We start from the raw sequence: 14,164 nt of genomic DNA on the forward strand, positions 1-14,164 counted from the left end.
GCACCACGCGCGCCGCCCGCGGCGTCCCACGAGAAGGAGAAGGGCATGACGACGTTCACCGTCTGGAAGTTCGACGACCCCGAGGGCGCGGTCCACGCCGAGTCCGTGCTGAAGGACGCGGTCCGCGACGGCCTGGTGACCATCGTCGACCACGCCGTGATCACGTGGCCGGCGGACGCGGAGAGCCCGACGCTGCACCACAAGCACGACGGGAACAAGCGCGGTGCGGGGTGGGGTGCGCTGTGGGGCGTCCTCGGTGGTGCCCTGTTCGCGGTCCCGGTCGTCGGTGCGGTGCTCGGCGCCGGCCTCGGCGCGCTCGCGAAGTCGACGGAGGGCACGGGGATCACCAAGGGCGACCTGGAGCGGATCCGCACCGAGGTCACCCCCGGGACGTCCGCGCTCTTCATGGTGACGGAGAACGCGGACCTGGACCGCCTGGGGGAGAGGTTCCGGGCCCGCGACGCGAGGCTCATCACCACCAACCTGACGCCGGCCGAGCGCGAGACGTTGCTGGAGACGTTCGGCGGTGCGTGAGGGGGCACCGACAGATGGCGCACCGACCGACGGCGCACCGCGCGGACCTGGTGGGCAACCCCGCCGCGACCCCCTCGGCCTCGTCCGAGGGGGCGAAGGCGCGATCACGGGCACCGTGGTCTGCGCCGCGGCGATTGCCGTCGGGACGAGCCACAGCGAGACCGTCGGCGAGCTCAGCGTCGTCATCCTCGGCACGGTCGCCGTGTACTGGGTGGCGCACCTGCACGCCGTCACGATCGGGAGCGCGCTCGCGCACGGGCACCACGCGATGGTCGCCCTGCGGCACGCGTTCCGCGAGACGCTCCCGATCGCCGGCGCGTCGGTCGTGCCGCTCGCGGTGCTGCTCGTGTCGACCGTCTTCGGGGCGGAGCTGCGTACGGCCGCCTGGATCGCCCTGGGCGCCACGATCGCCCTGCTGACGATCTACAGCTATGTGGCCGGGGCCCGCGGCGGGCTGCGCGGGGGTGCGCGCGTGATGTGTGCGGTCGCCGGTGCGTGCGTCGGGCTGCTCGTGGTCCTGCTCAAGGTGGGGCTGCACTGAAGGTAGGAGGGGGCGATGGCGGACGACGGTGACGGCGGCGCGGCGCCGGACCTCGACCTGCTCGAGTACGTCGTGGTCAGCGCGCCCCACGTCGGCGCGCTCGGCCCGGTCGCGGACGCGCTGGTGGGGCTCGTCGACGCCGGCTCGATCCGGCTCCTGGACGCCGTCGCGCTGGAGCGAGAGGCGACGTCGACGCGCGTCGTCCCGAGCGATCCCGCCGACCATGCACCGCTCGCGGTGCTCACGGCGGCACTCGACGGCCGGGTGCTGCTGAGCGCGCACGACGTCGCTCTCGCGTCGGTGTCGTTGGAGGCCGACGAGACGGCGCTGCTGCTGCTGGTCGAGGACAGGTGGGCCGGCAGGCTCTCCGACGCCGCGCGCAAGGGCGGCGCTCGCCTCGTCGCCGGTCAGCGGATCGCCCGGGACCGGGTCTCCGACGCGGTCGACGGGCATTCGACCGATCTCATCGTCCGCGGGACCCCGCAGATCGACCAGGTCGCGCAGGTGCGCGAGCTCGCCCACCTCGTCGACCGCGGGCTGCTGCCGCTCGAGCGGTACGACGTTCAGCGGCGCAGGGTGCTCGGCGGCTGAGCGGCGCGGTGCAGGCTGGTCATCGACCGCGCGACGGCGGCCGCCTCGGCACGTGACGAGCACCCCAGCTTGCGGTAGACGACCTTGAGGTGGAACTTCAGGGTGTTGATCGAGATGAAGAGCTCGTCCGCTATCTCGCGCAGGGGCAGCCGGCTCGGCAGGATCCGGAGGACCTCGAGCTCGCGCTCGGTCAGCTCCTCGACCATCTGCGCCGGCGCCCCGACGGACTCGGTGGTCGGCACCGCCCGGCGCAGCCGGTCGAGCCACACCGGGGGCACCGTCCAGGCGAGGCGTTCGACCGCGTCGACCACGTCGCGGCCCTCGTCCGCCACGGTCTGCACCAGACCGTGGCGCACCGCGGCCTCCACCGCACGCTCGAGGTGTTCGTCGGCGGGCTGGAGTTCGTCGCGCGCGCGGAAGTGCAGGAGGCCCGCGACGACCTCGTGCCGTGGGCAGCGCGGTTCCGCGGACTTGAGGGCGTCGACGGCCGACCCGACGTCGTGCGTGGCGAGGTGGATGCGGGCCTGGACAGCCCCCGTCCAGAACGGGTCGTCCACCTGGCTCGACCAGCCGCGCGCGCCGTCGACGTCCCCGACCGCCAGGCTGAGCGTGACACCGGCCCGCCCGAGCCACGAGCGTGCGCCCTGTCCCGGCATCTCGGTGTCGACGAGCTCGGCAGCGTGCCCGAACTCGGCCTCGGCCGCGCCCTGGCGTCCCGCGCCCAGGTGCGCGTACGTGAGCTCGATCATCGCCAGCAGCTCGCAGTGCGGTGCCGGTTCGACCCGGCTCGCGGCGAGGTCGACGAGGAGCGGGAGTGCGACCGCGGTGTCGCCGAGCTCGCGGTGCGCCAGGGCAGCGGCGGTCAGGGCCTCGGTCCGGGAGATCGTCATGTTCGAGTGCTCGGAGGCCTGGCGCGCCGCCGCGACGAGTCGCAGCGCATCGACCGGGCGACCGGCCAGCGCCTCGGCCATGGCGACGCTGCCGGTCAGCGCGCTGCTGCGTTCCGGCACCAGGCCGAGCGCGCGGACCACCTGGTGGGCCTCCGTGCCGTCGTCGTCCCAGCGCTCGGAGAGTGCGATGTCGCGCGCGACCATGTTCCACGAGAACTGACCGAGCGGGTCGAGCCACCACGCGTCGCCCAGCGTGCGCAGGCAGGTGTGGGCGAGAGTCGCGCCGTCCGCCCAGTCGCCCTGCAGCGTCGCGGCGATCGACCCGAGCAGGTCCAGGCGGGCCGCCCAGACCGGGTCGACGTCGGTGCTTCCCGCGGTGACCCGCTGCAGCCCGTGGACGAGCTCGACGAACCGGCGGCGGTCGACGAGCAGGTGGCACCAGGCGAACTCGACCATCGCCTCGATGCCGTCGGAGGCGACGGACGCCGGCAAGGAGCGGATGACCTGCAGGATCGTGCTCGCGTGCCCGCCGTCGTACAGCGCCGCCACCTGCGTGGCCAGCAGGTGCAGGGCCTCGCGCGGGCGGTCCGCCCGCAGGAGGTGCTCGAGGGCCGTGGGCGTCTGCTGGTGCGCCTCGTACCAGCCGGCGGCCCAGCCGTGCAGCTGGGTCAGGCGCTCGGGCGCCCGCTCCTCGAGCACCGCGAGCAGCACCTCGCGCACGAGCGCGTGCATCTCGAAGCCGGCGTGCTCGGTCCGGGACACGAACAGCCCACGGTCCTCGGCGAGAGCCAGCAGCCCCGCGGCGTCGTCCCGCTCCGCCAGGACCTGGGCGAGCCCCGCGTCGATGTGCTCGACCACGGACGTCGCGAGGAGCACGTCGACGACGTCGTCGCGCTCGTGGTCGAGCACCTCGTGCCAGACGTACCCCTCGAGGTAGTTCTGCTCGTGGTCGCGGCTCGGGACGTATCGGCGGCCCTGTGCCTGTGCCGACCGGGCTGCGATCGCGGCCAGCTGGATGCTCGCGGCCCACCCACCGGCACGTGCCGCCACCTCGGCGACGTCCTCGGGTGGCAGGTCGGGCGCGATCCTGGCCAGCATCGCGGTGGCCTCGTCGAACGAGAACCGCAGCTCAGGGAAGTGGACCTCGCCCAGCTGCCCGCGCGCTCGCAGCCGGTGCAGCGGGAGCCGCGGCGAGCGCCGGCTCGCGATCACGACGTGGAGCCACGGCGGCAGGTGCTGGACGAAGAGGGCCACGGACGCCGCGACGGCCTCGACGTCGTCGACCAGGTGGAGGTCGTCGACGATGAGCACGCGTGGGTCGTCCTGCCGTGACTCCAGGTCGTCGAGCAGCGCCCCGACGGCATCGAGGAGCTCGCCGGGCCGCTGGAGCTGGGTCGCGGCAGCCGTCGAGCACCCCGGGGCGATCGACTCGAGCGCTGCCAGGACCCCGCGCCAGAGCTGGGCGGGGTCCCGGTCGTGCTCGTCGAGCGACAACCAGGCGATCGGCGCGCTGGACTCCGCCACCCAGCTGCGCAGCAGCGAGGTCTTTCCGGAGCCGGCGTGCGCGACGACGAGAGTGAGCGGTGCCGCGACGGACGCGTCCATGAGCGCGTGCAGCCGGGGCCGCGGCAGGAGGTAGGCGGGGTTGAGGGCGGGACGCAGCTTCGCCTGGGAGATCGCGGCACGCGCGGAGCGCGACTGGGCGTCCAGGAGGACGAGCCCGTCGAGGGGACGGGGGGTGCGGAGGTCATCGACGGGCACGAGGGATCCCCTGCATCGACGGACGAACCGGACGACTCACCTTGGCACGGCGGTGAGCCCGTGACCAGGGCCCTGCGCGGCTGTGATCTGCGCCTCGAAGGTCGAGAGCGGGACGGGTGGACGGCGGCGGCATCGCGCGAGCGGGTGAAAAACTGCGTGCTCGCTGCCCGGTATGACCGGTGGCCCGACCGATTGCGCCCGCCTCGGGCGAAGTGCGCGGATCGGCCACCGTGGGTGGGGCTGGGCGGTGGCGGTGCGCTCCGCTTCACTGTGCGCATGCGCTCCTGGAAGACCTCCGCTCTCTCGCTCGCGTCCGGCCTCGTGGTCGCTGCTCTGTCTGCCGCACCGGCGGTCGCGGCGCCCGCCCCGACGCCGTCGGTCGGCGGCACGGTCGCGTCCGTGAGCGTCGACGACTTCGGCGCGCCGTCGGCGACGCCGCAGCGCGACGACCGCGTGCTCCTGGCCGACGACGGCCGGGTCGTGCCGCTCGCGTCGGACCCCCGATCCACCTCTGCCGCGGCGGGCGACCAGGTGCGGGCCGTGATCTCTGCGTCCCGGGAGGCATCGGCGAGCGTCGTCGCGACAAAGGTCGCGGCAACCGTCGCGCGGCCCTCGACGCCCCTCGCGGAGCGGATGTACGTGGTCGCGATCCAGGACGCCGACACCGACGGGTCGTTCACCCCCGCCTCGGCGACGACGGTGGCCACGACGGCGGCGGCGTACTGGAAGGGCCAGGCTCGTGGAGCCATCACCTCGTTCTCCATCGTGAGCAGCGCCGCGCTGAGCCTCGACGACAGCTGCGGGTACGACTACACCGACCTCTGGGAGCAGGCCGCGGCCGTCTACCCGGACGTGGACTTCGCCGCACCGGGCAACCACCTTGCAGTGTTCAGCCCGGAGGGCTGCGCCGAGGACTACGGCTACGCGGGCGTCGCGAACGTCGGCACCGGCTTCGCGACCGGCGGCTACATCCAGGTGATCGGCAGCCAGTGGGGGATCCTCGCGCACGAGCTCGGCCACCACTTCGGCCTCGGCCACACGTTCCTGGCGCTCGCGGACGACTACGGCGTCGGCGAGTACGAGTACTGGGGGCTGTACGGCCCGCAGGCGCTGCAGGTGGACGACTTCGAGCCCGGCGTGCTCGACGGCGCCTACCGGGCTCGCCTCGGCATCCCCGGCGAGGCGGCTCGTGAGCGCCGTATCGCCTGGAACTCGCGTGCCGCGACGTACTCGATCGCGCCGCTGACAGCGACGAGCGGGACCACGTCACTGGTGATCCCTGGTCCGGACGGTGACTCCGAGCTGTACCTCGACTATCGCTCGGGCGCGGGTACGGACGCCCGCACTCTTTACGCCAGCACCGGGAACCGCACGGCCACGGGCTTCGACGAGGGGGACGTGACGTTCGGTCGTGGCGTGCACCTGACCCTGCCCGACGACGCCGACGGCGACCTCTACACCATCGCTGTCCCAACCTCTGCCGGGCGGTACCGAGGCGCCGCAGCCGCCGGCGACGTGCTGACCCTGTGGGGCGGCCGCGTGACGCTCCGGATCGGCAGCCAGACGGCGGCGGGCGCTCAGGTCACGGTGACCTACGCGGCGCGACCGGCCGTCGCGACGACCTCGAGGATCTCGGTCCCGTCGGTCGTCGAGGGCAGCAAGGGCAAGGTCTCGGTCTCGGTGTCGGCGGGCGCGACGGGCTCCGTGAGCGTCTACCAGGACGGCACGAAGATCGCGACGCGCACGCTCGTCGGCGGGCGCACCTTGTTCAGCACGCCGCACGGGCTGAAGGCGGGCAAGCGCACGTTCACGGTCCGCTACGCGGGCGACCCGGCGTCCAAGGCGTCGTCGGCGTCGACGACCGTGATCGTCAAGGACCGCTCGAGCGTCAGCGCCTCGGCCAAGAAGGTCCGGCAGGGGACCGCCGGCACCGTCTCCGTCCGCGTGCACTCGGACGTCGCGGCCACCGGATACGTGAAGCTGTACCGCGGGTCGACGTACGTCACGAAGGCCAAGGTCTCGCACGGCAGGGCGACGCTGCGCACGCCGAAGTCGTGGAAGCACAAGACCTACTCGCTGACGGTGAAGTACACGGGCAGCAGCGCCGTGACGTCGTCGACGACGAAGGTGAAGCTGGTGGTCCGCGCGCGCTGACGCCGCGCGTCACGCTCCGTAGACGCGGGCGCGGTGGGCGGCGAACTGCCGTCGGCCGACGATGCGCCACATCACGCGCGCGGGTGCGGGCAGGTTGGTGCGCATCCAGCCGGCGCGCTCGTCGGGCGCGACCACCTCGAGGATCCAGCCGAGCTGCAGCAGCATGCGGTCGCGGGGGATGGACGCCATGCCGTGCTCGTGCAGGGCGCCCCACTCGCGCTGGGTCATGACGGTGGCGGCGGTGGGCAGGATGTCGGCCTCCTCCTGACCGAGGTGCGCCTGGAGCAGGTCGCCCAGCGCGTCGAGCGTGTCGGCCACGGGCGCAGCGTCGGTGGCCGCACCGGAGGACTCCCACGCGGGAAGGTCTGCGAGGAGCGCGTCGAGCAGCACCGCGGTCTGCTGGTGCTGCGCGCGCATGAGCCCGACGTGCAGGGCGCACGCGGGTGCCCGCTGCTCGAGCGTGTCCCACAGCAGCTCGTCCTCGCCGGAGTGGTGGGTGTGCAGCGCGCCGGCGACCTCCCGGACGTGGCTGCCGACGATCCGGGCGCGCTCGGCGTCCCCGTCGGCGACGCCTCGCACGAGGCCGGGCGCGTCCGCGAACGCCCGACGGAACAGCGCGTGGATGGTCAGCATGTCCGACGTGTCACAGCCGGGCCGTGCGTCGAGGGTCGTCATCGATCACTCCTTCGTCACCAGTAAACAAATAACAGTGGTGACGACTATCCTGGAGAGCATGCCGGCCGTCAAGAACCCGCTGGACCCGTGGATCACGCTGGGCGAGGAGCCGGGTGTCGCTCCCGTGCGCCTCGAGGGCGTGCGGGCGCTGCTCAACACCGACGACCGGTTCCACGGCGTCGACCGCCTCGCGGATGCGCCCGCGCTCGTGCGGGAGCTGCGGGACGCGGTGCGCGCGTACGCGGTCAGCCGAGAACGCGCGCGGATCGACGAGCTCGCTTCGGCGCACCCGGTGCGCGTCACGTTCGTGGGCGACGACCCGGCGCTGATCTCGACGGTGCCCGACGACGTCGTCGGGCCTGTGCTCGTCGCCGTGCTCGAGGCGACCCGGACGGGCGAGTGGGCGCGGCTGAAGGCTTGCGCCAACCCGGACTGCCAATGGATCTACTACGACACGTCCCGCAACCGCTCCGGGCGCTGGTGCTCGATGGGGGAGTGCGGCGACGTCATGAAGGCCCGCGCCTACCGGGAGCGCGCCCGGTCCCGCTGACGTGCCGAGGATCAGGCCGGCGTGAGCGTGAAGACGCGTAGGTCGCGGCCCGAGCGGGCGGCGTACTCCTCGTAGCCCGGCCAGACGGCCAGGAGCGCGGGCAGCAGGCGGGTGCGTTCGTCGTCGAGCGTGAGGTGCGCGACGACGGTCGTCGTGCGACCGCTCACCGTGACCGACGCGCGCGGGTCGGCGAGCAGGTTGGTCGACCACGCCGGGTGGTGGGCCTGACCCCAGTTGCTGCCCATGATTAGCCAGCGCTCGCCGTCACGCGCGTAGAGCAGGACGGCCTCGCGGGGCTGACCGGAACGCGCGCCCGTCGTCGTGAGGATGAGCTGGGGCAGCTGCGAGCGACCGAGCACGCTCCAGCGGCCGGAGGTCGCCTTCTGCAGCCGGCGGTCGAGGCCCGTGAGGGCCCGGCCGAGGCGCGCGAACCAGCGGGTGCGGCCCAGGCGGCGGACGGCGTCGGTGAAGTGCACGGGCCGATCCTCACATGCGGACCGAGGCGAGACCGCCGCGATGGCTCAGTCGATCGGGTGATGGACGAGTCGTTGCGACCGACCCGTTCGGACGGGACCGGCTGGACGTCGTCGAGCGCCCGCCGCGCGCGACGACCAGCGACGTCATAGCCTGAGCAGGTCGAAGACCGTCGGCTTCCAGGGGGACGCATGGACGCGCCTAGCAGATGGCGTGAGCGATGTCGTCACGCAATGTCCGAATCGCGGGCGATCGAACCGGTGCCTTGAGATTACGGGCGTGTTTCCGGCAGGTTCACCCGAGCGGCGTCTCGCATGCTGGACGCTACTACCCAGTATCGATACGGTAACGATCGGGCCGCACAGTGACGTGTGTCCGGTTTGTACCGATGAGAGTTTCGTAGTCTTCCCGCAACCCTCTCGGCATCATGAGACGGGTTCAGTGTGTCGGTCCGGTGTGGGCACCGGGCGTGAACGGCATGCGGAGCCCAGATGTCGACACTCATCTGGAGGAACATTGAAGATCAGGCGTTTCGCCGGCTTCGCCGCCTCGGTGGCCGTGGGCGCGCTCGCGCTCACCGCATGCAGCAGCGGCGACAGCAGCGATGACACGACCACGGCGTCCGGCCCCTCGACCGGCATCGTCACGGCGAACAGCAGCGAGCCCCAGAACCCGCTGATCCCGACGAACACGAACGAGACCGGCGGCGGCAAGATCCTCAACATGATCTTCGCGGGCCTCGTGTACTACGACGCCAAGGGCGAGACGCACAACGAGGTCGCCGACTCGATCACCTCGGACGACCAGCAGAACTGGACGATCAAGATCAAGTCCGGCTGGAAGTTCACCAACGGTGAGCCCGTCACGGCGAAGAGCTTCGTGGACGCCTGGAACTACGGCGCCAAGCTGAGCAACGCCCAGCTCTCCTCGTACTTCTTCGAGCCCATCGAGGGCTTCTCGTACGACAAGGACAGCGAGCTGACCGGCCTCAAGGTCGTCGACGACACCACGTTCACGGTGAAGCTGACGTCGCCCCAGGCCGACTTCCCGCTGCGCCTCGGCTACTCGGCGTACTACCCGCTGCCCGCGGCTGCCTTCACGGACATGAAGGCCTTCGGCGAGAACCCGATCGGCAACGGCCCCTACAAGGTCGCCGACGGTGGCTGGGAGCACAACGTCCAGATCAAGCTGGTCCCGAACGCCGACTACAGCGGCGACCGCAAGCCCCAGAACGGCGGCGTCACGCTGAAGTTCTACACCAGCCAGGACGCGGCTTACGCCGACCTGCAGTCCGACCAGCTCGACGTGCTCGACGCCGTGCCGGACAGCGCCTACTCGACGTTCGAGTCGGACCTGGGCGACCGCGCGGTCAACAAGCCGGCCGCCATCTTCCAGTCGTTCACGATCGGCCAGTGGCAGGACCACTTCAAGTCCGACGAGGAGGGCATGCTCCGTCGCAAGGCCATCTCCGAGGCCATCGACCGTGACTCGATCACGAAGACGATCTTCCAGGGCACCCGCACGCCGGCCTCCGACTTCACGTCGCCGGTCATCGCCGGTTGGTCCGACAAGATCCCGGGCAACGACGTCCTGAAGTACAACCCCGAGGACGCCAAGAAGCTCTGGGCGCAGGCGGACGCGATCAGCAAGTGGTCCGGCAAGTTCACCATCGCGTACAACGCCGACGGTGGCCACCAGGGCTGGGTCGACGCCGTGTCGAACAACCTCAAGGCGAACCTGGGCATCGACGCGGAGGGGCAGTCCTACGCGGTCTTCGCCGACCTGCGCAAGGACATCGGGCAGGCGCAGCTCGACAAGAAGAGCGGCCTGACGGGAGCGTTCCGCTCCGGCTGGCAGGCGGACTACCCGTCGCTGTTCAACTTCCTCGGCCCGCTCTACGCCACGGCCGCCGGCCAGGGCAAGGGCTCGAACGACGGCAACTACAGCAACAAGACGGTCGACGACCTGTTCGCCAAGGGTTCCGCGGAGAAGACGGTGGACGCCGCGAACGCCGACTTCCAGAAGGCCCAGGAGCAGCTGTTCAAGGACCTGCCGGCCATCCCGCTGTGGTACTCGAACGTCACGGGCGGCTACTCCAAGCTCGTCGGCGACGTGGAGTTCGGCTGGGACAGCGTCCCGCTGTACTACGAGATCACCAAGAAGTGATCTGACGCACGTCTGACCGGGGGTGGGGCCCGCAGCGGCCCCACCCCCGCTCGCGTGTCGTTTGCAGTTGGGCGCCCGCGCCCCCGATCATCGGTCTACCCGCCCCACAGGGCGGGCGGACCCTCGACTTTGAAGGAGAGACCTGATGGCCTGGTACATCGGGCGCAGGCTCTTGCAGATGATCCCCGTGTTCATCGGGGCGACCCTGCTCATCTACGCGATGGTGTTCCTGGTTCCCGGCGACCCGATCTTGGCGCTCGCCGGCGACAAGGGCATGAGCGATGCACTGCACGACCAGCTGGTGGCCCAGTACCACCTCGACGACCCGTTCCTCGTGCAGTACCTGCACTACCTGCAGGGGATCCTGACGCTGGACTTCGGAACGACGTACTCCGGGCGCGACGTCGGCGACGTGATGAGGGACGTCTTCCCGGTCACGTTCCAGCTCGCCGTCATGGCGCTGATCTTCGAAGGCGTGTTCGGCATCGGCTTCGGCCTGATCGCGGGCCTTCGCAAGGGCAAGATCTTCGACAGCACGATGCTGGTGGCGAGCCTCGTCGTCATCGCCATCCCGACCTTCGTGCTCGGCTTCGTGCTCCAGTACGTGGTCGGCGTCAAGTGGGGTCTCCTGCCTCCTACGGTAGGCAGCGACGTCTCCGTCAAGACCCTGCTGATGCCGGCGATCGTGCTCGGGTCGGTGTCGTTCGCGTACGTGCTGCGACTGACGAGGACGTCCGTCGCCGAGAACCTCTCCGCCGACTACGTCCGGACGGCGACCGCCAAGGGGCTCGCGCGGGGTCGCGTCGTACGCGTCCACGTGCTGCGGAACTCGCTGATCCCCGTGATCACGTTCCTCGGAGCGGACCTGGGTGCCTTGATGGCCGGTGCGATCGTCACCGAGGGCATCTTCAACATCAACGGCGTCGGCGGCACGCTCTACCACGCGATCCTGACCAGTCAGGGTCCGACCGTCGTCTCGATCACGACGATCCTGGTGATCGTCTACATCTTCGCCAACCTTGCTGTGGACCTGCTGTACGCGGTCCTGGACCCGAGGATCCGCTATGCGTGAGCCCACCACCCGCCCCGACCAGCACCACTTCTTCGCGGACCTCGACGAGACCCCGCTGCTGGGCGTCGATGCGGTTGACGAGCACGCCGCGCCGGCGAGCATGTGGCAGGACGCCTGGCGCAACCTGCGTCGTCGCGTGCTGTTCTGGATCTCCGCGGTGCTGATCGTCCTGGTGCTTGCCGTGGCGATCGTGCCGTCGTTGTTCACCTCGATCGACCCGAACGCGAACGATGCGTGCGACCTGTCGCACAGCCTTGAGGGTCCGTCGGCCGGTCATCTGATGGGCTACACCTTCCAGGGCTGCGACGTCTATGCACGCGTCGTCTACGGCGCGCGCCCGTCGATCACCGTGGGCGTCCTGACGACGATCATCGTGGTCTTGATCGGCGTCGCCGTGGGTGCGCTCGCAGGCTTCTACGGGGGCTGGTTCGACTCGCTCCTGTCGCGGGTGACGGACATCTTCTTCGCGATTCCGTTCGTCCTGGCGGCCATCGTCGTGATGTCGTCGCTCAAGGCGCACCGCGGCGTGATCACCGTGATCATCGTGCTCGGCGTCTTCGGCTGGCCGCAGGTTGCTCGCATCACACGGGGTGCGGTCCTGGGACTGAAGAACTCTGACTTCGTGACCGCGAGCACCGCGCTCGGCACCACACGCATGACGACGCTTCGTCGGCACATCCTGCCCAACGCCGCTGCGCCGATCATCGTCTATGCCACGGTGGCACTGGGCACGTTCATCGTGGCGGAGGCCACGCTGTCGTTCCTGGGTATCGGGCTTCCGCCGAGCGTCATCTCCTGGGGTGCCGACATCTCCCAGGCTCAGCGGAACATCCGCACGGATCCGATGGTGCTGTTCTGGCCAGCCGCAGCACTGGCGATCACAGTGCTGAGCTTCATCATGATGGGCGACGTCGTGCGGGACGCCCTCGACCCGAAGGCACGGAAGCGATGACCACCAACCTCGACGCCACGGGCGCCCCCATCCCCCAGCACGGCACCGAGCCGCTGCTCAAGGTGCGGGACCTGCAGGTCTCGTTCAGCACCTCGACGGGCGAGGTCAAGGCCGTGCGCGGCGCGGACCTGACCATCTACCCGGGTCAGACCGTCGCGATCGTCGGCGAGTCGGGATCCGGCAAGTCGACGACCGCGCATGCGATCATCGACCTGCTCCCCGGCACCGGCAAGGTCACGGGCGGCACCATCGAGTTCGGCGGGCGCGACATCACGCACCTGCCGGAGAAGCAGATGGTCGAGATCCGCGGCGCGCAGATCGGCCTGGTCCCGCAGGACCCGATGTCCAACCTGAACCCGGTCTGGAAGATCGGCTACCAGGTCAAGGAGGCCCTCAAGGCCAACGGCATCGCCACGGGCTCGGAGGCCGACAAGCGCGTGCACGAGCTGCTGGCCGAGGCCGGCCTGCCCGATGCCGAGCGTCGCGCGAACCAGTACCCGCACGAGTTCTCGGGCGGTATGCGTCAGCGCGCGCTCATCGCCATCGGGCTCGCGGCGCGTCCCGATCTGCTCATCGCGGATGAGCCCACGTCGGCGCTCGACGTCACGGTCCAGCGCGTCATCCTCGACCACCTCCAGAGCCTGACCGAGGAGCTCGGCACCGCGGTCCTGTTCATCACGCACGACCTGGGCCTGGCCGCCGAGCGCGCCGAGCACCTCGTCGTCATGTACAAGGGACAGGTCGTCGAGTCGGGCCCGGCCCGCAAGATCCTGTCCGCGCCCCAGCACCCGTACACGCAGCGCCTCGTGGCCTCCGCGCCGTCGCTCGCGTCGCGCCGCATCCAGAGCGCCAAGGAGCGGGGCGTCGAGTCCGACGAGCTGCTTGCGACGACCGGCGGGGCGGCCAAGCCCAAGGCCGACGACGTCGTTCGCATCGAGAACCTCACCAAGGTCTTCCAGATCCGCGGTTCTCGTCCCGGCAAGCACACGGACTTCACGGCCGTCGACGACGTGTCGTTCTCCGTGAAGCGCGGCACGACGATGGCGGTGGTGGGGGAGTCCGGCTCGGGCAAGTCCACGGTCGCCAACATGGTGCTCAACCTGCTGGAGCCGACGCAGGGCAAGATCTTCTTCGACGGCACGGACCTGAGCACGCTCAGCAAGGACGAGCTCTTCAAGTTCCGTCGTCGGGTGCAGCCCATCTTCCAGAACCCGTACGGCTCGCTCGACCCGATGTACTCGATCTTCCGGACGATCGAGGAGCCGCTGCGCGTCCACAAGGTCGGCGACAAGAAGGCGCGGGAGACCCGGGTACGCGAGCTGCTGGACATGGTGGCGCTGCCGCAGTCGACGATGCGCCGGTTCCCCAACGAGCTGTCCGGTGGCCAGCGTCAGCGCATCGCCATCGCGCGAGCCCTGGCGCTCAAGCCCGAGCTGATCGTGTGCGACGAGGCCGTCTCGGCGCTCGACGTGCTGGTGCAGGCCCAGATCCTGGAGCTGCTCAACGACCTGCAGGCCGAGCTGGGCCTCAGCTACCTGTTCATCACGCACGACCTGGCGGTCGTCCGCCAGATCGCCGACGAGGTCTGCGTCATGGAGTCGGGCCGGCTCGTCGAGAGGGCGACTACCGACGAGGTGTTCGACAACCCGAAGCAGCAGTACACGCGCGAGCTGCTCGACGCCATCCCGGGCTCCAAGCTCGAGGTGTTCGGCGGCGACGCGGCCTGACGCCGTTCCTCGAAGGCCCGCCCGGTGCTCACCGGGCGGGCCTTCGGCGTAGGTGGGGGGACTCACACCCGCCGATG

12 protein-coding genes are annotated in these 14,164 nt (G+C 70.5%); 9 read left to right on the top strand and 3 right to left on the bottom strand.

The annotated features are described in order from the left end of the window. Window positions 1-45: 45 nt before the first annotated feature. The 3 genes from IC607_RS12055 to IC607_RS12065 all read left to right on the top strand — a co-directional run bounded on the left by IC607_RS12055 (window position 46) and on the right by IC607_RS12065 (window position 1,666). Window positions 46-534 carry a DUF1269 domain-containing protein gene (locus IC607_RS12055; protein ID WP_191787594.1) on the top strand — a complete coding sequence of 163 codons (489 nt, stop codon included), beginning with the start codon at window positions 46-48 and terminating at the stop codon, window positions 532-534. A gap of 115 nt (window positions 535-649) precedes the next feature. Continuing rightward, window positions 650-1,075, top strand: a complete 426-nt coding sequence (locus IC607_RS12060) for a hypothetical protein (protein ID WP_191787595.1) — start codon at window positions 650-652, stop codon at window positions 1,073-1,075. Window positions 1,076-1,090: 15 nt separating this feature from the next. After that, window positions 1,091-1,666 (top strand): hypothetical protein, encoded by a 576-nt coding sequence (locus IC607_RS12065; protein ID WP_191787596.1) that lies wholly within the window; start codon window positions 1,091-1,093, stop codon window positions 1,664-1,666. Here IC607_RS12065 and IC607_RS17895 read toward each other — a convergent pair. Then, a complete protein-coding gene (locus tag IC607_RS17895) occupies window positions 1,639-4,317 on the bottom strand; it encodes a LuxR C-terminal-related transcriptional regulator (RefSeq protein ID WP_191787597.1) in 2,679 nt (892 codons plus the stop codon). The genes IC607_RS12065 and IC607_RS17895 overlap by 28 nt on opposite strands. Window positions 4,318-4,593: 276 nt before the next feature. On the opposite strand from IC607_RS17895, the gene IC607_RS12075 reads away from it, so the two are divergent. Next, window positions 4,594-6,471, top strand: coding sequence for an Ig-like domain repeat protein (locus tag IC607_RS12075; RefSeq protein ID WP_191787598.1), 1,878 nt, complete (start codon window positions 4,594-4,596; stop codon window positions 6,469-6,471). Between the two features lie 9 nt (window positions 6,472-6,480). On the opposite strand, the gene IC607_RS12080 is transcribed toward IC607_RS12075, so the two are convergent. Further along, entirely contained in the window at window positions 6,481-7,146 is a 666-nt protein-coding gene (locus IC607_RS12080; protein WP_191787599.1) for a hemerythrin domain-containing protein, read from the bottom strand. Between the two features lie 58 nt (window positions 7,147-7,204). Between IC607_RS12080 and IC607_RS12085 the strand changes: the two genes are divergently transcribed. After that, window positions 7,205-7,696 (top strand): CGNR zinc finger domain-containing protein, encoded by a 492-nt coding sequence (locus IC607_RS12085; protein WP_191787600.1) that lies wholly within the window; start codon window positions 7,205-7,207, stop codon window positions 7,694-7,696. Window positions 7,697-7,707: 11 nt separating this feature from the next. On the opposite strand, the gene IC607_RS12090 is transcribed toward IC607_RS12085, so the two are convergent. Beyond that, the gene (locus tag IC607_RS12090) at window positions 7,708-8,172 is read right to left on the bottom strand and encodes a nitroreductase/quinone reductase family protein (RefSeq protein ID WP_191787601.1); all 465 of its coding nucleotides are present in this window, start codon (window positions 8,170-8,172) and stop codon (window positions 7,708-7,710) included. Window positions 8,173-8,686: 514 nt separating this feature from the next. On the opposite strand from IC607_RS12090, the gene IC607_RS12095 reads away from it, so the two are divergent. The 4 genes from IC607_RS12095 (at window position 8,687) to IC607_RS12110 (ending at window position 14,087) form a co-directional block, all read left to right on the top strand. Next, entirely contained in the window at window positions 8,687-10,336 is a 1,650-nt protein-coding gene (locus tag IC607_RS12095) for an ABC transporter substrate-binding protein (protein ID WP_191787602.1), read from the top strand. A gap of 145 nt (window positions 10,337-10,481) precedes the next feature. Further along, complete coding sequence (locus IC607_RS12100) at window positions 10,482-11,408, top strand: ABC transporter permease (protein WP_191787603.1); 927 nt, start codon at window positions 10,482-10,484, stop codon at window positions 11,406-11,408. Next, window positions 11,401-12,360 carry an ABC transporter permease gene (locus IC607_RS12105; protein WP_191787604.1) on the top strand — a complete coding sequence of 320 codons (960 nt, stop codon included), beginning with the start codon at window positions 11,401-11,403 and terminating at the stop codon, window positions 12,358-12,360. The genes IC607_RS12100 and IC607_RS12105 overlap by 8 nt, the downstream gene beginning before the upstream one ends. Then, window positions 12,357-14,087 (top strand): ABC transporter ATP-binding protein, encoded by a 1,731-nt coding sequence (locus IC607_RS12110; RefSeq protein ID WP_191787605.1) that lies wholly within the window; start codon window positions 12,357-12,359, stop codon window positions 14,085-14,087. The genes IC607_RS12105 and IC607_RS12110 overlap by 4 nt, the downstream gene beginning before the upstream one ends. Window positions 14,088-14,164 lie beyond the last annotated feature (77 nt).

This window comes from Cellulomonas sp. JH27-2 (assembly GCF_014837175.1).
In the GTDB taxonomy this organism is placed as follows: Bacteria; Actinomycetota; Actinomycetes; order Actinomycetales; family Cellulomonadaceae; genus Cellulomonas.